This is a genomic window from Pseudomonas sp. B19125, from assembly GCF_044218855.1.
In the GTDB taxonomy this organism is placed as follows: Bacteria; Pseudomonadota; Gammaproteobacteria; order Pseudomonadales; family Pseudomonadaceae; genus Aquipseudomonas; species Aquipseudomonas edaphica.
The window spans coordinates 2128049-2149248 of record NZ_CP162589.1 but is presented as its reverse complement, the minus strand read 5'-3'; the positions used below and the strand labels follow the sequence as shown (position 1 = coordinate 2149248).

Annotated in this window: 13 protein-coding genes; 6 read left to right on the top strand and 7 right to left on the bottom strand. The window is 60.7% G+C overall.

Annotated elements, in window-relative coordinates; translation table 11 throughout:
• Positions 1 to 116: 116 nt before the first annotated feature.
• The 4 genes from ligA to AB4P96_RS09860 all read right to left on the bottom strand — a co-directional run bounded on the left by ligA (position 117) and on the right by AB4P96_RS09860 (position 7866).
• Complete coding sequence (gene ligA / locus AB4P96_RS09875) at positions 117 to 2474, bottom strand: NAD-dependent DNA ligase LigA (protein ID WP_395600726.1); 2358 nt, start codon at positions 2472 to 2474, stop codon at positions 117 to 119.
• Between the two features lie 87 nt (positions 2475 to 2561).
• On the bottom strand, positions 2562 to 3431 hold the full coding sequence (gene zipA, locus AB4P96_RS09870) for a cell division protein ZipA (RefSeq protein WP_017134785.1): 870 nt from the start codon (positions 3429 to 3431) through the stop codon (positions 2562 to 2564).
• A gap of 284 nt (positions 3432 to 3715) precedes the next feature.
• A complete protein-coding gene (gene smc / locus AB4P96_RS09865) occupies positions 3716 to 7204 on the bottom strand; it encodes a chromosome segregation protein SMC (RefSeq protein ID WP_170039260.1) in 3489 nt (1162 codons plus the stop codon).
• A gap of 2 nt (positions 7205 to 7206) precedes the next feature.
• On the bottom strand, positions 7207 to 7866 hold the full coding sequence (locus tag AB4P96_RS09860; protein WP_017134783.1) for a GntR family transcriptional regulator: 660 nt from the start codon (positions 7864 to 7866) through the stop codon (positions 7207 to 7209).
• 280 nt (positions 7867 to 8146) lie between these two features.
• Here AB4P96_RS09860 and xdhA point away from each other — a divergent pair, with 280 nt between their 5' ends.
• From xdhA to guaD, 4 genes are all read left to right on the top strand, one after another.
• Positions 8147 to 9595, top strand: coding sequence for a xanthine dehydrogenase small subunit (xdhA, locus tag AB4P96_RS09855; RefSeq protein ID WP_017134782.1), 1449 nt, complete (start codon positions 8147 to 8149; stop codon positions 9593 to 9595).
• Positions 9588 to 11975 carry a xanthine dehydrogenase molybdopterin binding subunit gene (xdhB, locus tag AB4P96_RS09850; protein WP_170039265.1) on the top strand — a complete coding sequence of 796 codons (2388 nt, stop codon included), beginning with the start codon at positions 9588 to 9590 and terminating at the stop codon, positions 11973 to 11975. Before xdhA ends, xdhB begins: the two co-directional genes overlap by 8 nt.
• Before the next feature lie 120 nt (positions 11976 to 12095).
• Complete coding sequence (xdhC, locus tag AB4P96_RS09845; RefSeq protein WP_017134780.1) at positions 12096 to 12935, top strand: xanthine dehydrogenase accessory protein XdhC; 840 nt, start codon at positions 12096 to 12098, stop codon at positions 12933 to 12935.
• Positions 12936 to 12950: 15 nt separating this feature from the next.
• Positions 12951 to 14255 (top strand): guanine deaminase, encoded by a 1305-nt coding sequence (guaD, locus tag AB4P96_RS09840; protein WP_395600725.1) that lies wholly within the window; start codon positions 12951 to 12953, stop codon positions 14253 to 14255.
• A gap of 170 nt (positions 14256 to 14425) precedes the next feature.
• Here the strand turns inward: guaD and AB4P96_RS09835 are convergent, their stop codons facing one another.
• Entirely contained in the window at positions 14426 to 15190 is a 765-nt protein-coding gene (locus AB4P96_RS09835; RefSeq protein ID WP_017134778.1) for a GntR family transcriptional regulator, read from the bottom strand.
• 215 nt (positions 15191 to 15405) lie between these two features.
• Between AB4P96_RS09835 and AB4P96_RS09830 the strand changes: the two genes are divergently transcribed.
• Positions 15406 to 16596 carry a benzoate/H(+) symporter BenE family transporter gene (locus AB4P96_RS09830; protein ID WP_017134777.1) on the top strand — a complete coding sequence of 397 codons (1191 nt, stop codon included), beginning with the start codon at positions 15406 to 15408 and terminating at the stop codon, positions 16594 to 16596.
• A gap of 36 nt (positions 16597 to 16632) precedes the next feature.
• Here the strand turns inward: AB4P96_RS09830 and AB4P96_RS09825 are convergent, their stop codons facing one another.
• Positions 16633 to 16977: a YggL family protein gene (locus tag AB4P96_RS09825; protein WP_017134776.1), complete on the bottom strand. Its 345-nt coding sequence runs from the start codon at positions 16975 to 16977 to the stop codon at positions 16633 to 16635.
• Positions 16978 to 17213: 236 nt separating this feature from the next.
• Here AB4P96_RS09825 and dacB point away from each other — a divergent pair, with 236 nt between their 5' ends.
• A complete protein-coding gene (gene dacB / locus AB4P96_RS09820; protein WP_017134775.1) occupies positions 17214 to 18674 on the top strand; it encodes a D-alanyl-D-alanine carboxypeptidase/D-alanyl-D-alanine-endopeptidase in 1461 nt (486 codons plus the stop codon).
• 107 nt (positions 18675 to 18781) lie between these two features.
• On the opposite strand, the gene AB4P96_RS09815 is transcribed toward dacB, so the two are convergent.
• Entirely contained in the window at positions 18782 to 21166 is a 2385-nt protein-coding gene (locus tag AB4P96_RS09815) for a diguanylate cyclase (RefSeq protein ID WP_395600724.1), read from the bottom strand.
• Positions 21167 to 21200: the final 34 nt, after the last annotated feature.

The following is a 21200-nucleotide window of genomic DNA, read 5'->3' as shown; positions in this document are numbered from 1 at the left end:
AGATCGTTCCCACGCTCTGCGTGGGAATGCCTGCGGTGACGCTCTGCGTCACGAGGTTCAAGAGCCGACGCAGAGCGTCCAGGGCTGCATTCCCACGCGGAGCGTGGGAACGATCGTCAGACGCTGATGTTGTGTTTGGCCAGGAAAGCGACGAAGGCCTCTTCGTCCAGCACCTTGAGGCCCAGCTCGGTGGCCTTGGCCAGCTTGGAACCCGCGCCCGGCCCGGCAACCACGCAGTGAGTCTTGGCCGAGACGGAACCTGCCACCTTGGCGCCCAGGCTTTCGAGCTTGTCCTTGGCCACATCACGGCTCATCAGCTCAAGAGAGCCGGTCAGCACCCAGGTATGCCCCGCTTCCGGCAAGCCCTCGACGACCTTCTTCTCGCTCTGCCAGTGCATACCGAAGTCCTTGAGCTGCTGCTCGATGGCCAGGGCACGGTGGGCATTGTCCGGGTTATCAAAAAACTCGCGCACCGCCTTGGCCTGCTTCTCGGGCAACGCCTGGCGCATATCCAGCCAGTCGGCCTTGATTACGCCTTCGAGGCTTACGAACTTGTCGGCCAGTTTTTGCGCGGCGCCAGGCCCTACGCTGGGCACGTGCAGCTTGTCGAGCAGGCCGCCGAGGGTGGTGCTGGCGGCAAACTCGGCGCTCAGGTCGCCCTGATCCTGCAACTGCAGGCCGCATTCATCCGGCGACAGCAGCGCGCCAATCACCTCCTGGTTATGGCTGTCTTCAAAGAAGCTGTGAATCTCGTGGGCGACTTCAAGGCCCACGTCCGGCAAGTACGTCAGCACTTCCGGCAAGGCCTGCTGCACGCGCTCCAGGGACGCCAGCGAGCGCGCGAGCACCTTGGCCGTCTCTTCGCCCACGTCCGGAATGCCCAAGGCGTAGATAAACCGCGCCAGGGTTGGAGTCTTGCTGTTTTCGATGGCGGCAATCAGCTTCTTGCTGGAAATATCGGCAAAGCCTTCCAGGTCGATGATCTGCTCGTATTTGAGCTTGTAGAGGTCAGCCGGCGAGCCGATAAGCTTTTCATCCACCAACTGCTCGATGGTTTTGTCGCCCAGGCCGTCAATGTCCATGGCGCGGCGCGACACAAAATGGATGATCGCCTGCTTGAGCTGCGCGCCACAGGCCAGGCGCCCGACGCAGCGGTAAACCGCGCCTTCGCTGACGGTTTCCTTGCCCTTGCTGCGCTTGACCAGTTGCGTGCGCTCCACATGGGAGCCGCACACCGGGCAGCTTTGCGGAATGTGCACGGCGCGGGCGTTTTCCGGGCGGCGTTCGGTGACCACCGAGACGACTTGCGGGATCACATCACCGGCACGGCGAATGATCACAGTGTCGCCGATCATCAAGCCCAGGCGCGCCACTTCATCCATATTGTGCAAGGTTGCGTTGGACACCGTCACACCCGCGACCTTGACCGGCTTCAAGCGCGCCACCGGCGTTACAGCACCGGTGCGGCCGACCTGGAATTCCACATCGAGCAGCTCGGTCAGCTCTTCCATGGCCGGGAATTTATGCGCGATGGCCCAGCGTGGTTCGCGGGCGCGGAAGCCCAGCTCACGCTGGGAAGCAATGTTGTTGACCTTGAACACCACGCCGTCAATCTCATACGGCAGGCTGTTACGCCGCTCGCCGATATCGCGGTAGTACGCCAGGCAATCCTGAATGCCCTTGGCCAGCTTCAGCTCATGGCTGATGGGCATGCCCCACTTCTGCAGTTGCTGCAGGTTACCGATATGGGTGTCACTGATGTCGGTAGTCACGCCGTAGCAGCAAAACTCCAGCGGGCGGCTGGCGGTGATCTTCGAGTCCAGCTGGCGCAAGCTGCCCGCAGCGGCATTACGCGGGTTGGCGAAGGTCTTGCCGCCCACTTCCAGTTGCGAGGCATTAAGGCGCTCGAAGCCAGCCTTGGACATGAACACTTCGCCGCGCACTTCCAGGGTCGCCGGCCAGCCGCTGCCGTGCAGTTTCAACGGGATATTGCGCACGGTGCGCACATTGACGCTGATGTCTTCGCCGGTGGTGCCATCGCCACGCGTGGCGCCGCGCACCAGCTCGCCATCCTGATACAGCAGGCTGACCGCCAGGCCGTCCAGCTTGGGCTCGCAGCTGTATTCCACCGCTGCGCCGCCGCCAAACAGATCGCCCACCGGCAGGTCGAGACCTTCGGTCACCCGGCGATCAAATTCGAGCATGGTGGTTTCATCGAAGGCGTTGCCTAGGCTGAGCATCGGAATCTCGTGCTTGACCTGAGTGAACGCCGACAGCGCCGCACTGCCAACCCGCTGCGTCGGCGAATCACGCGTCACCAAATCCGGGTGCTCGGCTTCCAGAGCCTTTAGCTCATGGAATAACCGGTCGTACTCGGCGTCCGGAATGCTCGGCTCGTCGAGGACGTGGTAGCGGTAATTGTGCTGATCCAGTTCAGCGCGCAGTTCGAGAATGCGGGTGTGGGCGGCGGTCATGGGTGTTCTCTCATAAAGCAAAAGAGCAGCCGAAGCTGCTCAATATGTTAGTGCACGGATTCTACAGGCAACGCTTAAGATCGAACCTCAGCGTTTCTGTGTCAGGGCGCGACGCTCGAACTCGACGATGCGCTGACGGTAATGCTCGATGGTCTGGGCAGTGAGCACGCTGCGTTGGTCGTCCTTGAGCTCGCCGTTGAGCTCTTGGGACAGTTTGCGCGCAGCAGCCACCATCACGTCGAACGCTTGTTTCGGGTGACGCGGGCCTGGCAAACCGAGGAAGAAGCTCACCGCCGGGGTGCTGAACAAGTCGATATCGTCCAGATCGAAAGTGCCCGGCTTGACCGCGTTGGCCATGGAGAACAGCACTTCGCCGTTACCGGCCATGCTTTCGTGGCGGTGGAAAATATCCATCTCGCCAAAGCGCAGGCCGCTTTCGAGGATATTCTGCAAGAGTGCCGGGCCTTTGAAGCCGGCGGCGTCACGGCAGATCACGCTGATCACCAAGACTTCTTCGGCAGCTGGCTGGTCGTTGACCGATTGGCGCGGCGCACTGGATGCCTTGCCGATATTTTCATCCGGGAAATCGTCGTCGCGGCTGCTGAAGCTCGGGCCTTCGTCGACGTCGAGGTTCAGGTCGCCCTGATGCGGCTCGGCGACGGCGGCACTGGCGCGCTTGCCACGCTTGGACGACGGCTCGCGGGCTTCACGCACCGGCGCACTCATCGACGGCAAGTCATGCTCGTCCAGTTGTGGTTCTTTATGGTTATCCAGCACACGAGGCGGCCCCAGCAGCTCGGCGCTGCCGTCGTCGTCGGGCAAGTTGGACAGGTTACGGTCCAAACGGAATTTGAGCTTGCCCTTGCCACCGCGCATGCGGCGCCAGCCATCAAAAAGAATACCGGCAATGACAATAATGCCGATGACGATCAGCCACTCGCGCAGACCGATTTCCATGTAATCCCGTGCCTCTAATAAAAAATGCTGAAAAATAAGGGGTTTAGCAACGTCCAAACCGCTTTAAAACGTGGCGCCAACTCTATGTTCTGACTGACGTTTTGCCCACGCATACGAGGAATTGACAATAAACTAGCACGACCTTCGATAACTTTACACAGTTGGCGCGAAATGTATCGGTTTGCCATCTTTCGGCGACATGGGAGATCTCTTACGCAAGCCGCCAACTGTGAGCTACACACTGCAAGCTATAGCCTCACACACTTGCAGCTTGCAACTCGCCGCTAGGCGTCCACCATCGCCATCGCTTCTTCGACATCCACCGCCACCAACCGCGAACAACCCGGCTCATGCATCGTCACGCCCATCAACTGATCGGCCATTTCCATGGCGATCTTGTTGTGGGTGATATAGATGAACTGCACGGTCTGGGACATCTCTTTAACCAATCGAGCGTAGCGTCCAACGTTAGCGTCATCCAGCGGCGCGTCAACTTCGTCGAGCATGCAAAACGGCGCCGGGTTCAACTTGAAGATCGCAAATACCAGGGCCAATGCCGTGAGTGCCTTTTCGCCACCGGACAACAAATGGATGGTGCTGTTCTTCTTGCCCGGGGGCCGCGCCATAATCGTCACCCCTGTATCGAGTAGATCTTCGCCCGTCAGTTCCAAGTAGGCGCTGCCGCCACCGAAAACTTTCGGGAATAACGCCTGTAAACCGCCATTAATCTGATCAAAGGTATCTTTGAAGCGATTACGGGTTTCCTTGTCGATTTTGCGGATCACGTTCTCCAGAGTGTCCAGCGCTTCGACCAGGTCGGCGTCTTGAGCATCCAGATAACGTTTACGCTCGGACTGTTGCTGGTATTCGTCGATGGCCGCCAAGTTGATCGCGCCCAGGCGCTGGATACGCGCGGCGATGCGCTCAAGTTCTTCTTCAGCGTCTTTTTCATTGGCCTGGGCGGTCAATGTATTGAGCACGCCGTGCAAGTCATAGCCGTCTTCAAGCAACTGGTCTTGCAGGGTTTTGCGGCGCACGGTCAGGGCTTGCCATTCCATGCGTTGCTGTTCGAGTTGGCCGCGAATCAGCTGGGATTGCTGCTCGGCCTGGGTCCGGCGTTTCTCGGCGTCGCGCAGTTCGCGGTCGGCGTCTTCCAGGGCGATTTGCGCGGTCTTGAGTTCTTCATCAACGGTCATGCGCTTGTCGAGCAACTCTTCGAGCTTAAGGCGCAACTCTTCCAGCGGCGCCTCGCCCTCCTCCAGGTTGAGGCTCAGTTGCTCGCGCTTTTCGGTGAGGCGTTCGGACTGCATCTCCAAACGCTCAAGCGCCTGGCGCGTGGAGGTGTGCTGGGCCTGCAACGAGCCCAGGCGCACGGCCAATTGGTGGGCGTGATCCTTGTGCTGACGGGCTTCCTGGCGCACTCGATCGAGTCGCTCACGCAGGCTGTCGCGCTGGGCCAGCAGCAGTTCGCGCTGCTCGGTATCCAGCGCCATGCTGTCGAGGGCTTCCTGCAAGTGCAGGCGCGCTTCGCCGATCTGCTCGTGTTCGAGGGCGCGCTGCTCGCCCATCTCGGCCACTTCTTCGTCAAGGCGGGTGCGGCGCAGGGTCAGTTGCTCGGCCTTGGCCTTGCTCGCCGACAGTTGGGCTTTCAATTCGCCTTGCTGGCGCGCTTCGTCCTGCAAGAGGCGGCGCAGGTGTTCGCGGCCAGTCTCTTGTTGGCGCTGAGTGGCACGCAGGGTTTGCAGTTCGGTTTCCAGGCTTTCGAGGGTGGCCTCGCGTTCTTCGCGTTCGGCGCTCAGGTTGACGATTTCCTGGCCACGGGCCAATACGCCGCTCTCGGCCTCACTGGCGCGACGCACGCGCAGGAAGTGCCGGCCAACCCAGTAACCGTCTCGGCTGATCAGGCTTTCACCGGCGCCCAATTGGCCACGCTGGGACAAGGCTTGCTCCAATGATTCAACCGGTTTGACCTGGCCCAGCCACGGCGCCAGATCGATCGCGGCCTCAACCTTGTCGAGCAAACTGCCCGGCACTCGCGTGCCATCGACTGCGGGGCTGAGCAAACGCAAATCGCCCTGGGCAAAACCGGCCAGGTCGAAACCGCCAAAATCATCCACCAATACGGCTTGCAGGTCGGCGCCCAACACGGTCTCGACCGCCAATTCCCAACCCGCTTCAACTTTCAAGCCTTCGGCCAGGCGCGGACGCTCGGCCAGGTGCTGGTCACGCAGCCATTCGGCGGTGCCGGTGCCTGGGTCCAACGCTGCCTGCTGCAAGGCTTCAAGCGACGCCAGGCGCCCGTTCAGCCGCTGCAAATCGCCCTGGGCCTGCTGCTGGGCCTGGGTCGCCTGTTGCAGTTGCTGACGCAATTGCTCCAGGCGCTCCACTTGCTGTTCTTCGCTGGCCTCGAGTTCTTCCAGGGTCATTTCGCTTTCGGCCAGCTGTTCGCTCAACGCCATGATCGCCGCGTCTTCCGGGTCGGCGGCGAGCAACGCGCGCTCCTCCTGCATACGGCGCTGGCGCTCGGCCAGGCGCTCCATGCTGGTTTCCAGTTGCTGGATGCGCGATTGCTGCACCTCAGCCTGGCGGCGCGGCTCGGCGGATTGCAGGTTGAAAGCGTCCCACTGTTCCTGCCAGCCGTGCATGGTGGTTTCGGCTTCTTCCAGGGCGGCCGCGGCCTCTTCAGCGGCGGCGCTGGTGATTTCCTGCTCGGGCGTGAGCATGTCCAGCTCTTCGCCCAACGTCAGCAGCAACGTACGGTCGTGGCCCAGGTGCGACTCTGTTTCCAGCCGCGCGCGTTCGGCTTCTTTCAAATCGTCCTGCAACTGGCGCAGGCGCTGCTGGCCGTGCTGGATGCTCTGTTCGACCCGGGCAATATCGCCGCCTACCGAGTAGAACCGCCCCTGCACCAGATTGAAGCGCTCGGACAGGTCATGGTGACCGTCACGCAAGCGCTCGATGCTGGCGTCGGCATTACGCTGCTCGGCCACCAGCGCTTCGAAGCTGATTTCCTGGGTGCCGATGATCGCTTCGCGCTGGCCGACCTGATCATTCAGCGCCTGCCAGCGCAGGGCCGAGAGCTGCGCCTTGAGCTGGCGCTCTTCGCCCTTGTATTCCTGGTACTTCTCGGCGGCCTGGGCCTGACGGTGCAGGCGTTCGAGTTGACGCTCCAGCTCTTCACGCAGGTCGGTCAGGCGGGCGAGGTTTTCGTGGGTACGGCGGATACGGTTTTCGGTCTCGCGGCGGCGCTCCTTGTACTTGGAGATGCCGGCCGCTTCTTCGATAAAGTTACGCAGGTCTTCGGGCTTGGCTTCGATCAGCTTGGAGATCATGCCCTGCTCGATGATCGAGTAGCTGCGCGGGCCTAAGCCGGTGCCGAGGAAAATGTCGGTGATATCGCGTCGACGGCATTTGGTGCCGTTGAGGAAGTAACTGTTCTGGCTGTCACGCGTCACTTTGCGGCGAATCGAGATTTCCGCGTAGGCCGCGTATTCGCCGATCAAGGTGCCATCGGAGTTATCGAACACCAGTTCGATGCTGGCCTGGCTCACCGGCTTGCGGCTGGTGGAGCCGTTGAAGATGACGTCGGTCATCGACTCGCCACGCAGGTTTTTTGCCGAGCTCTCGCCCATCACCCAACGTACGGCGTCGATGATGTTCGACTTGCCGCAGCCATTGGGCCCGACCACCGCCGCCATGTTACTGGGGAAGTTCACCGTGGTCGGGTCGACGAAGGATTTGAACCCCGCCAGTTTGATGCACTTGAGCCGCACGTTTAGGCGCCCGCCAACGCAGCGATGACCAACGAGCTGCTGCGCTCGCAGTAGGCCGACAGTACCTGGCGGATCTGCGGCAGATCACGGGCGAGCACCGCCGCGAGCAGCTGCTCGAACAGTGCCAGGTACTCACTCATCTCCGCCTTGCGCTGGTCCAGGGCCAGGTAATAGGCACGGTTCATCGCCGGCTGCAGGTTTTCGACGGTTTCCTGCAAGTACGGGTTGTTGGCGAAGGGGTACGCGGCGCGCATCACACTGAAGCTTTCTTCGACGAAGGCACGCACGTCCTCACGTTCGAAACTGGTCATCAGGCGTTGCTGGATCTGCAGGAACGGCGCCATGTCAGCCTGGACCTTCCAGCCCTCAGCCACCGAATTGCCGAGCAGGATGTACAACTCGCCCATCAGCGTGCACAGGCTCTGCACCTTGTGCGCGGTGAGTTCAGTGACGTGGGCGCCACGGCGCGGCAGGATCGCGATCAGGTGGCGGCGCTCGAGGATCAGCAAAGCTTCACGCACGGAACCACGGCTGACATTGAGTGCCAGCGTGACTTTCTGTTCCTGGATCCGCTCCCCAGGCTTGAGATCGCCGCGAATGATACGTTCGGCGAGGTGGTGAGCAATTTGCTCGGCGAGACTGTCCGGCGCCTTGAACGTCATGTTTTCCCTTCAAAATCTTCTATCGGTACAAGCGCGGCAGTGTAGCGCATTGGCTGGCTGATGGCGCTACGCCCACAGGCGCGAATTTGGCATGAAATAAGCAGCGATGAAAAGCCAAAAGCCAGCAAAAACACCGGTTCCAGAAGACTGGACCATAATTAAAAGTGTTGTGATCGCAATTTCTTGACCTTCTGGTCAGAAAATCGTTGACCGAAAAGTCAGACATGACTAGATTCGGCGCAAAGCGGTTAACAACAATAATGAGTCTGCGAGGCCTTCCGTGATCCAGTTTTTACTTAACCAGGAACTCCGTAGCGAGCACGCCCTGGACCCCAACCTGACCGTGCTCAACTATTTGCGCGAGCATTTGGGCAAATCCGGCACCAAGGAAGGCTGCGCCAGCGGCGATTGCGGTGCATGCACCGTGGTGGTCGGCGAATTGCACACCGACACTCAAGGCGCGGAGCAGATCCGCTATCGCAGCCTCAATTCCTGCCTGACGTTTGTGTCGTCATTGCACGGCAAACAGCTGATCAGCGTCGAAGACCTCAAGCATCAAGGCCAACTGCACAGCGTGCAACAGGCCATGGTCGAGTGCCACGGCTCGCAATGCGGCTTTTGCACCCCAGGCTTTGTGATGTCGCTGTTTGCCCTGCAAAAGAACAGCGACGCCCCCGATAGCCAGAAAGCCCATGAAGCCCTGGCCGGTAACCTGTGCCGTTGCACCGGTTATCGACCGATCCTCGCCGCCGCCGAACAGGCCTGCTGCAACAAGCCGGCGGATCAGTTCGACAGCCGCCAACCCGAGACCATTGCCCGTCTCAAAGCCATCGCGCCCACGCAAACCGGTGAACTCAACAGCGGCGACAAACGTTGTCTGGTGCCGCTCACCGTTGCCGATCTGGCCGATCTCTACGACGCCTATCCGCAGGCGCGCTTGCTGGCGGGCGGCACTGACCTGGCACTGGAAGTCACGCAGTTCCACCGTGTGCTGCCGGTGATGATCTACGTGGGCAACATTGAAGAGATGAAGCGCATCGAGTCGTTCGACGACCGCCTGGAAATCGGCGCGGCTACACCGCTGTCCGACTGCTACAGCGCGCTGCACCACGAATACCCGGACTTCGGCGATTTGCTGCACCGCTTCGCTTCGCTGCAAATCCGCAACCAGGGCACGCTGGGCGGCAATATCGGCAATGCGTCGCCCATCGGCGATTCGCCACCACTGCTGATCGCGCTCGGCGCGCAGATCGTGCTGTGCAAGGGCAACACCCGTCGCACCCTGGCGCTGGAAGATTACTTTATCGACTACCGTGTCACTGCGCGCCAGGACAGCGAGTTTATCGAGAAGATCATCGTGCCCAAGGGCCACGCGCTGTTCCGCGCCTACAAGGTTTCCAAGCGCCTGGACGATGATATTTCCGCCGTGTGCGCCGCCTTCAACCTGAAGCTCGACAACGGTGTGATCAGCGACGCCCGCGTGGCGTTTGGCGGCATGGCCGCCACGCCCAAACGCGCGAAAAGCTGCGAAACCGTATTGGTCGGCGCCACCTGGAACGCCGCCACGGTGGAGAAAGCCTGCGCCGCCCTCGCCCAGGATTTCACCCCGCTGTCGGACTTCCGCGCCAGCAAGGAATACCGCCTGCTCAGCGCGCAGAATCTGCTGCGCAAATACTTCATCGAACTGCAAACACCGCACATCGAGACTCGGGTGACCGCTTATGTCTAACCATCACGCCGTCGTTAAAACCCAGGCCGAACTCGCCGAGCTGTTTGCCCAGGACCTGACCACCGGGGTCGGCCGCAGCGTCAAGCATGACAGCGCCGCCAAGCATGTCAGCGGTGAAGCGCAGTACATCGATGATCGCCTTGAATTCCCTAACCAGTTGCACCTGTATGCGCGCATGTCCGACCGTGCACACGCACGCATCATCAGCATCGACACCGCGCCCTGCTACGCCTTTGACGGCGTGCGTATCGTCATCACCCATGAAGATGTGCCGGGCCTCAAAGACATTGGTCCATTGATGCCCGGCGACCCGTTACTGGCCATCGACACCGTGCAGTTTGTCGGCCAAGTGGTGTTGGCCGTGGCCGCCCGCGACCTGGAAACCGCGCGCAAAGCGGCCCTGGCGGCGGTGATCGAATACGAAGACCTGGAGCCGGTGCTGGATGTGGTCGAGGCCTTTCGCAAGAAGCACTTTGTGCTCGACAGCCACACCCACCAACGCGGTGATTCTGCCGGTGCGCTGGCCACCGCGAAAAACCGTATCCAGGGCACCCTGCATATCGGCGGCCAGGAACACTTCTACCTGGAAACCCAGATTTCCTCGGTAATGCCCACCGAAGACGGCGGCATGATCGTCTACTGCTCCACGCAAAACCCCACCGAAGTGCAAAAGCTGGTGGCCGAAGTGCTCGACGTGTCGATGAATAAAATCGTCGTGGACATGCGCCGCATGGGCGGGGGTTTTGGCGGCAAGGAAACCCAGGCCGCCAGCCCCGCGTGCCTGTGCGCGGTGGTCGCGCACCTGACCGGCCAGCCGACCAAGATGCGCCTGCCGCGTGTCGAAGACATGCTGATGACCGGCAAGCGCCACCCGTTCTATATCGAATACGACGTGGGCTTTGACGACAACGGCCGCCTGCACGGCATCAATCTGGACCTGGCAGGTAACTGCGGCTGTTCGCCGGACCTGTCCAACTCGATTGTCGACCGCGCCATGTTCCACTCCGACAACTCGTATTACCTGGGCGACGCCACCGTCAACGGCCACCGCTGCAAGACCAACACCGCATCCAACACAGCGTATCGCGGCTTTGGCGGCCCGCAAGGCATGGTGGCCATCGAAGAAGTCATGGACGCCATTGCGCGTCATCTGGCGCTGGACCCGTTGGCGGTGCGCAAGGCCAATTACTACGGCAAGACCGAGCGCAACGTCACCCACTACTACCAGACCGTCGAGCACAACATGCTCGAAGAAATGACCGCCGAGCTTGAAGCCAGCAGCCAGTACGCCGAGCGTCGCGAGGCGATCCGCCTGTACAACGCCCACAGCCCGATTCTGAAAAAAGGCCTGGCGCTGACGCCGGTGAAATTCGGTATTTCGTTTACCGCCAGTTTCCTCAACCAGGCTGGCGCGTTAATCCACATTTACACCGACGGCAGCATCCACCTGAACCACGGCGGCACCGAGATGGGCCAGGGCTTGAACATCAAGGTCGCGCAGGTGGTGGCTGAAATATTCCAGGTCGAGATCGACCGCGTGCAGATCACCGCCACCAACACCGACAAGGTGCCCAACACCTCGCCGACCGCCGCCTCCAGCGGTGCCGACTTGAACGGCAAGGCCGCGCAGAACGCTGCCGAAACCATCAAGCAGCGCCTGGTGGAATTTGCCGCGCGTAAGTACGACGTGAGTGAAGCGGACGTGGAGTTCCACAACGGCCATGTGCGCGTGCGCGATCAGATCCTGACCTTTGAGGCGTTGATCCAGCAGGCGTATTTCGCTCAGGTTTCGCTGTCGAGCACCGGCTTTTACAAAACCCCAAAAATCTTTTACGACCGCAGCCAGGCACGTGGCCGGCCGTTCTATTACTTCGCGTTCGGCGCGGCCTGCTGCGAAGTGATCGTCGACACCCTGACCGGCGAATACAAGATGTTGCGCACCGACATCCTCCACGATGTGGGCGCCTCGCTGAACCCGGCCATCGACATCGGCCAGGTCGAAGGCGGTTTTATCCAGGGCATGGGCTGGCTGACCATGGAAGAGCTGGTGTGGAACAACAAGGGCAAGCTGATGACCAACGGCCCGGCCAGCTACAAGATCCCGGCCGTGGCGGACATGCCCCTGGATTTGCGTGTGAAGCTGGTGGAAAACCGCAAAAACCCGGAAGACACGGTGTTCCACTCCAAGGCCGTGGGCGAGCCGCCGTTCATGCTCGGGATTGCTTCGTGGTGTGCGATCAAGGATGCCGTGGCAAGCTTGGGTGACTATCGCCATCAGCCGAAGATTGATGCGCCGGCGACGCCGGAGCGAGTGTTGTGGGGCTGTGAGCAGATGCGGCAGTTGAGCACTGCAAAAGCCGTTGAGACTGAACTGGCTTGATCGTTCCCACGCTCTGCGTGGGAATGCCGCCTTGGACGCTCTGCGTCCGCTGTTGTGACGCAGAGCGTCACGGTATGCATTCCCACGCGGAGCGTGGGAACGATCTGACTGGAGGTGACTATGAACAACTGGATCAGCGCCCTCGCCGACCTGCAGAACCAGGGTGAACCCTGCGTGCTGGTGACCATCATCGAAGAGCTCGGCTCCACGCCGCGCAACGCCGGCTCAAAAATGGTCATCAGCGCCGCGCACACCTTCGACACCATCGGCGGCGGACACCTGGAATACAAGGCGATGCAGATCGCCCGTGACATGCTGGTGCGTGGCCAGCAGAACACCCATCTGGAGCGCTTCAGCCTCGGCGCCAGCCTGGGCCAGTGCTGCGGCGGCGTGACGGTGTTGCTGTTCGAACCCATGGGCCAGGTGCAGGCGCAGATCGCGGTATTTGGCGCCGGCCATGTCGGCCGCGCGCTGGTGCCGTTGTTGGCAAGCCTGCCGTGTCGGGTGCGCTGGATTGATTCGCGTGATCAGGAGTTTCCAGAACACATCCCTCAGGGCGTGCGTAAAATCATCAGCGAAGAGCCGGTCGACGAAATTGCCGACCTGCCGGTGGGCAGTTACTGCATCGTGATGACCCACAACCACGCGCTGGACCTGGAACTGACCGCCGCGCTGCTCAAGCGCAATGACTTTGCCTATTTCGGCCTGATCGGTTCAAAGACCAAGCGGGTCAAGTTCGAACACCGCCTGCGAGATCGCGGCTTCGACACCGCGCAACTGCAACGCATGCGCTGCCCCATGGGCCTCACCGAGGTGAAGGGCAAACTGCCGGTGGAGATCGCCATCTCCATCGCCGGCGAAATCATCGCCACCTATAACGCGAATTTCGGCCAGCACAGTGCGAGCGCCGAACCTATTGCCAAACTGCTGCCGGCCTCGCGTCGCAGCCAAGCTATCTAACACATTGAGATCACCATGCCTTTGACTCGCAAAGCCTACCGCGCCGCCATTTTGCAAAGCATCGCCGACCCCGCCGAAGTGGGGATCGAAGCCTCTTATGAGTATTTCGAAGACGGCCTGCTGGTGATCGATAACGGCCAGATCAGCGCCCTGGGCCACGCCAGCGATTTGCTGCCAACCCTGCCCGCCGACATCGACGTGACCCATTATCAGGATGCGCTGATCACGCCCGGCCTGATCGACACCCATATTCACCTGCCGCAAACCGGCATGGTTGGTGCCTATGGCGAGCAGTTGCTGGATTGGCTCAACACCTACACCTTCCCGTGTGAAAGCCAGTTCGCCGACAAGGCCCACGCCGAAGAAGTCGCGGACATTTTTATCAAGGAACTGCTGCGCAACGGCACCACCACGGCGTTGGTGTTCGGCAGTGTGCACCCGCAGTCGGTGAACGCGTTCTTTGAAACCGCCGAGAAACTCGACCTGCGCATGATCGCCGGCAAGGTGATGATGGACCGCAACGCGCCGGACTACCTCACCGACACTGCCGAATCCGGCTATCAGGAAAGCAAGGCGCTGATCGAACGCTGGCACGGCAAGGGCCGTTTGCACTACGCCGTCACGCCACGTTTTGCGCCGACCAGCACCCCGGAACAACTGGCGCTGGCCGGGCAACTGCTGGGCGAATACCCGGACCTGTACATGCAGACGCACATCAGCGAGAACAAGCAGGAAGTCGAGTGGGTAAAAGAGCTGTTCCCGGAGCGCAACGGCTACCTGGACGTGTACGACCACTACAAACTGCTGGGCGAGCGCTCGGTGTTTGCCCACGGCGTACACCTGTGTGATGACGAGTGCGCACGGCTGGCGGAGACGGGTTCAGCCGTGGCGTTCTGCCCGACCTCGAACCTCTTCCTCGGCAGTGGTTTGTTCAACTTGCCGATGGCCGAGAAGCACAAGCTGAATGTCGGCCTGGGCACTGACGTGGGCGGTGGCACCAGCTTCTCGCTGCTGCAAACCCTGAACGAAGCCTACAAGGTCATGCAACTGCAGGGCGCGCGTTTGAGCCCGTTCAAGTCGCTGTACCTGGCAACCTTGGGCGGTGCGCGGGCACTGCGTCTGGAAGACAAGATCGGCACATTGCAGCCGGGCACGGATGCGGACTTTTTGGTGCTGGACTACAACGCTACGCCACTGCTCAGCTATCGCTTGAAGCAGGCCAATAACATTGCCGAGACGTTGTTTGTGTTGATGACGCTGGGGGATGACCGGACGGTGTTGCAGACGTATGCAGCGGGTCAGTTGGTGCACCAGCGCTAATTTCAGCAACACCACAAAACAAATGTGGGAGCTGGGCTTGTGTGGGAGCTGGCTTGCCTGCGATAGCATCACCGCGGTGTACCTGATACACCTCGGTGCCTGCATCGCAGGCAAGCCAGCTCCCACACAAGCCAGTTCCCACATTTTTAGTCCCAGGCGAACCTGGAACATCACAGTTTGACTGAAGAACGCCCTGGCTTCTTGGTCTGCAACAAATGCGAGAACACCGCGTGCAAATCATCCGACGCGCTTTCCTCGTCGAGGTTGAGCTTGCTGTCGATGTGATCCATGTGGTGCATCATCAAATTCACTGCCAGCGTCGCGTCGCGTGCTTCGATCGCATCGATCAGTTGGGTGTGCTCATCGTAGGAACAGTGCGAGCGGTTGCCGCTTTCGTACTGGGCGATGATCAACGAGGTCTGCGACACCAGGCTGCGCTGGAAGCTGATCAGCGGTGCATTCTTCGCCGCTTCGGCGAGCTTCAAGTGGAATTCGCCGGAGAGGCGGATACCGGCACCGCGATCACCCCGTGAGAAGCTGTCGCGCTCGTCGTTGACCATCTGGCGCAACTCGGCCAGTTGCTCAGCCGTGGCGTGTTGCACCGCCAATTCAGTGATCGCCCGCTCCACCAGCCGCCGGGCGAGAAATACCTGGCGCGCCTCTTCTACACTCGGGCTTGCCACCACCGCACCACGATTGGGCCGCAGCAGCACCACGCCTTCATGGGCCAGGCGCGAGAGCGCGCGGCGGATGATGGTGCGGCTGACGCCGAAGATTTCGCCCAGTGCTTCTTCACTCAATTTGGTACCGGGCGCCAGGCGTTGTTCGAGGATCGCCTCGAAGATATGCGCATAGACGATATCGTCCTGGGTTCCGCTGCGACCAGCCTTGCCGGCTCGCGGTTGTTTCTTGAGAGGTTGCAACTGTTCGTTCATGGGCACTCGGGGTTTGGAGAACGGCGGCGAATTAACGGTAATACGTCAACAGCGTGTTGCTGGCAAGTATCACCTAAAAACAGGGCACATTGTACACAACCCAGTGCGCCAACACACTGTACGGCTATTTGCGGTGGCGGCTGTATTGCAATGAGTGGTTACGTTTGAGTTTAGGCTTGAATTCGCTTTTTCCCAGGTAAAAGGAACACCTCTCCATGACCGACGCCACTCAAGCGCCCTTGCGCCCATTGGCCGACACTTCTGCGTCGGCCGTCGTCGCCGGCTTCATTGCCATGATGACCGGCTACACCAGTTCCCTGGTGCTGATGTTCCAGGCCGGCCAGGCAGCCGGTTTGACCACGGCGCAGATTTCTTCGTGGATCTGGGCGATCTCTATCGGCATGGCGGTGTGCAGCATCGGCCTGTCGTTGCGCTATCGCACGCCGATCACCATTGCCTGGTCCACGCCCGGCGCCGCGCTGCTGATCACAAGCCTGGGTGGAGTAAGTTACGGCGAGGCCATCGGCGCCTATATCACCTGCGCGGTGCTGGTCACGCTCTGCGGGCTGACCGGCAGCTTTGAAAAACTGGTCAAGCGCATCCCCGCCTCATTGGCGGCCGCCTTGCTGGCGGGGATTCTGTTCAAGATCGGCAGCGAGATTTTTGTCGCCGCGCAACATCGCACTGGCCTGGTGCTGGGGATGTTTTTCACCTATCTGATCATCAAGCGCCTGTCGCCGCGTTATGCAGTACTGGCCGCGCTGGTAATCGGCACCCTGTTGTCAGGGCTGATGGGTTTGCTGGACTTCAGCGGTTTCCACCTGGAAGTGGCAACACCGGTGTGGACCACGCCGCACTTCTCGCTGGCGGCGACCATCAGCATCGGTATCCCGTTGTTTGTGGTGGCAATGACCTCACAAAACATGCCCGGCGTCGCCGTGTTGCGCGCTGACGGCTATACCGTACCCGCCTCGCCGTTGATCACCGCAACAGGGCTGGCCTCGCTGGTGCTGGCGCCCTTTGGCTCCCACGGCATCAACTTGGCGGCCATCAGTGCAGCCATCTGCACCGGGCCACATGCCCATGAAGACCGCAACAAGCGCTACACCGCGGCCGTCTGGTGCGGGGTGTTCTACGGGATCGCCGGGGTGTTCGGCGCCACCTTGGCGGCGTTATTCGCAGCGTTGCCCAAGGAACTGGTGCTGTCGATTGCGGCCCTGGCGTTGTTTGGCTCGATCATCAATGGTTTGAGTATCGCCATGAATGAGCCCAAGGAGCGGGAAGCGGCGCTGATCACCTTTATGGTCACCGCGTCTGGCTTGACGCTGTTTTCCATCGGCTCGGCGTTCTGGGGGATTGTGGCGGGGGTGTTGACGCTGTTGATTCTGAATTGGCGCAAGGCATAAAAAAACGGCGACCCGAGGGTCGCCGTTTTTTTAGTATCACTTAGCCGCGTTGATCGGCTTTTCCGGATACCACACGTCCAGCAGTGGGCTGACTTCAGCGCTTTTCAGCTCGCTGCGGCCTTTGAGCCAGCTTTCAACAGCTGCGCGTTGCTCTTCGTTGACCGAGCCACGCTTCTGCAGGCAAACCAGACCGAAGTCATCGCCGCCGACATAGCCCAGACCATTGGCTTCCATGGCTTCTTTGATGAATGCTTCGAGGAAAGCATCGGTAGCTTCTTCACTCAGGTCTTCTTTGAAGTCCAGGTTCAGTTCGAAACCCAGCTCTTGAAATTCATCAACGCACAGTTTTTTGCGCAGACGCTGGGAACGGTTAGTCGCCATTGGAACAATCCTCTTAAGTAATAACGGCCGGCACTTTAGCAGTTTAAGCCGACCTTTGCCCGACTCTATGGGACGGGCGGCCATTGGTCTGCAAAAAAACCCGAAATACCCGCTATCGTTCAGCTACAACTGGATCCACCTTGGGGCATAATGCCGACACTTTCGTGACCAATGAGGGATTTTCTTCCATACCCCTCACCTTTTTCACCCTTCTCAGCAGTAGGGTTTTATTCCTTATGATCAACTCTTTTCGTTCAGTACTCTTTGCCGGTTTTCTTCTACCTCTGGCTTTTTCCGTCACCGCCGCGCCGATCAACAACAGCCTGCCGCCAAATGTTCAGCAGGCACTGCAGAAAGCCAAAATACCCAATACTTCGCTGTCGTTGGTGATGCTGCCCCTCACCGGGCCCGGCACGCCGACCGTGTTCAACGCTGATGTTTCGGTTAACCCGGCCTCCACCATGAAGCTGGTCACCACCTACGCGGCCCTGGAAATGCTCGGCCCCAACCACCAGTGGAAGACCGAGTTCTACACCGACGGCACCCTCAGCGGTGGCGTGTTGCGCGGCAACCTCTACCTCAAGGGCGGCGGCGACCCCAAGCTGAACATGGAAAAACTCTGGCTGTTGATGCGTGACCTGCGCGCCAATGGCGTACAGCAAGTCACCGGCGACCTGGTGCTGGACCGCAGTTTCTTCAATCAGCCGCAATTGCCTGAATTCAATGACGACGGCAACGACGAGAACAAGCCGTTCCTGGTCAAGCCGGACGCCCTGCTGGTCAACCTCAAGGCCCTGCGCTTTGTCACCCGCAATGACTCGGGCCGGGTGATCGTCTCGGTCGAGCCGCCGATTGCGAGCATCCGCATCGACAACCAGGTCAAAGTCTCCAACGCCAAGCAATGCACCGGCGATGTGCGCTACAGCCCGGTGACCGCCGCCGATGGCAGCGTGACCGTGACGGTCAGCGGCCAGTTGGGCGATGGGTGCAGCTCGCAGACCTACCTGTCGCTGCTCGACCACGCCACCTACACCGCCGGCGCCGTGCGTGCGATCTGGCAGGAGTTGGGCGGTACCATCCAGGGCCGTGATATCCAGGCACCAGTGCCCAAGGACGCTAAAGTGCTGGCTCGTGCGTTCTCGCCGGACCTGGCGGAAATCATCCGTGACATCAACAAATACAGTAACAACACCATGGCCCAGCAGTTGTTCCTGAGCCTGGGCGCGCAGTTCCGCAACGACGCCGATGGCGACGACGCCAAGGCCGCGCAACGCGTGGTGCGTCAGTGGCTGGCGAAAAAAGGCATCACCGCGCCGCACCTGGTGATGGAGAACGGCTCCGGCCTGTCCCGCGCCGAACGCGTCAGCGCCCGCGAAATGGCGGCCATGCTGCAAGCGGCGTGGAAAGGCCCGTACTCGGCGGAATACATCAGTTCGCTGCCGATTGCCGGCACCGATGGCACCATGCGCAAACGCCTGAAAACCACGGCTCTGCGCGGTGAGGCTCACGTCAAGACCGGCACCTTGAACACCGTGCGCGCCATTGCCGGGTTCAGCCGCGACAACAATGGCAACACCTGGGTGGTGGTGGCGATACTCAACGATTCGAAGCCATGGGGGGCTTCTTCGGTGCTCGATCAGGTGCTGCTGGACCTGTATCGCCAGCCGAAGCTGACAGCCGCAGCGCCCGTTTTGTAATTGATCGTTCCCATACTCCGCGTGGGAACGCAGCCTGGGACGCTCTGCGTCCCAAAGCGTGACGCAGAGCGTCACAAGAGGCATTCCCACGCAGAGCGTGGGAACGATCAGGCGCGCAAGCGCTCGGCCTCCACCCGGTCGCGGCCCGCCTGCTTGGCCACATACACCGCCGAGTCCGCGCGCAGCAGCAGCCCGTCAATCCCTTCATCGATCCGCCAACTGGCCACACCGAAACTGGCGGTCACCACGCCCACCACCTCCATCGGTTCGGTGCGCAGCGACTGCCACAACTCCATCGCCAGGCTATAAGCCTGCTCGGCATCGGTATGCGGGCACAGCACCACAAACTCTTCGCCGCCCAAACGACAAAACACATCCGTGCGGCGCAGGCGCCGGCCGATGCGTTTGCACACTTCCTGCAACACCCCATCGCCCACCGCATGCCCGTGCTGGTCATTGATGCGCTTGAAGTGATCAATATCGAGCATGATCAACGACAATGTGCCCTTGGTTCGGTTGAGCCGCAGCATCTCGGCCTTGAGGCGATCCTGAAAATAACGGCGGTTATGAATGCCCGTCAGCGAGTCGGTAATCGACAGCGCACGCAGCTCCTCTTCGACCCGCTTCAGATCGGAGATATCCGACACGTAGCCATGCCACAACGTGCCACCGCCGGTTAACTCCTCCGGCGTGGCTTCGCCGCGAATCCAGCGCAGGCCGCGTTGCGGCAACACCACCCGGTACTCTTCGCGCCAATGGCTCAACTGCAGCGCTGACAGACGAATCGACAGGCGCACACGCTCCACGTCTTGCGGATGAATGCGTTCGAACACCTTGTCCGCGTCTTGCTGCAGTACGCCCGTGTCGATTTCATAGATATCGCGCATACCATCGCTGGCATAGATGAAACGCCCCTTCCCCTTGGGTTCGAGGGTGAACTGAAAAATCCCGCCAGGCACGTGGGCACTGAGCTTTTTGAGTAGTCGGTCGCGCGCGGCCAACGCCTCGTAGGCGCGTTTTTGTTCGGTCACATCCATGTAGATCGCCAGGTGCCCGATCCACAGGCCGTAGTCGTCCAGCAATACGGTTGTGAGCATATTCACCGTCAGGTAGCGGCCATCCTCGCGCAATAATGTCCACTCGCGCGCCTCGTGCAGATTGTCCGGGCTTTCCACCAGCATCGCCTGGCTCGCCGGAATACGCTTGCCCAAGGCCACGCTCAAACTGGCCGCGCGCGCTTCGAGTTCCAGGGCCAGATGCAGGCTTTCCAAGGTCAGTCGCCCCACCACCGCCTCGGATTTGAACCCGAGCATTTTCTCGGCACCGGCATTGAAGGTGTTGATCACACCCCGCAGGTCAGTGGCAATGATCGCAACATGGGTGGCGGCGTTCAGCACACTGCGCAATTGCCCGTGGGCTGCGCGAAGCTCCTGCTCACGCAGGTGCAACTGCTGCGTGCGTTGTTCCACCAGCTTGAGCGCGCGCTGGCGCTGGCTGACCAACACATACAGCAACGCACTGAGCAGCAGGCTGAGGAGCACGCCCATTGCCAGTATGGTGTGCATCGACGAGTGATTGGCCTGGTCGAACACCTGGCTGGCGCGAACGCTCAAGGCATACACATGGTCGCCGAGGGTGAGACGACGCGTGGCAACAAGGCCGCTGTCGCCCACCGCGTTGCTGGACGCGTACAGCACGCGCTGCTGCGTGTCGGAAGTGTCGACGATCTGCATCACCAGGTTGTCGCGGCTGGGCTTGGGCAAACCATCGGCGACCAGTTGGCGCATGCTGATCACTGCCATCACATAACCATGGGGCTCGGTGTCGACGGGTTTGCTCACGGGCGCCACCAACAAGACGCCGGCGGCATAAGCTGGTTCTACGCCCACCAACTGCATGGGCTGGGACACCGCAGGCCGGCCGCTTTTCTGCACCCGCTCAAGCACCGAACGACGCAGTGGCTGGGCCAACAGATCGAACCCCAAGGGCGAACCCAGCAAGCTTTGGGTCTGGCTGTACAGCACCGGCACATACTCGTCGCGCTCGGGCGCCGGCGCCAGTTCACCCGAAGTGTTCAATTCTCTAATGGCGAAAGTTGTACCACGCTGACGCGAGATTTCCTGTTCAAAAGCGTTGCGCTGTTCGCGAAATATACGCGGCGCCCAGGCATAGGCGCGGGCGCGCAGAAGCAAAGGCTTGGCGAAACCATCGAACTCGGCGCGGGACACGTCACTGGAATTGACGAAGAAACGCTGCAGGCTGGCCAGGCGTTGCTCCTGGTCTTCGAACCGCTCCTGAAGGCGGGTGTAGCGCTCGTTGACCAATAACTGGAAACGCTGGCGCACTTGCTGTTTGTAGAGGTCGGCGGCCGCCCAGGCGACGATGACCGTCAGCGCTCCACCTGCCAATAACACCACCAATGCCACCAGCCAAGCCGACGCCTGCTCACTGATAAAGCCTAGTATTTTCGGGCGAACGGCTTGCATCGGCATAGGCAACACTCACAACGCCAGCGTGCGGGGGGTG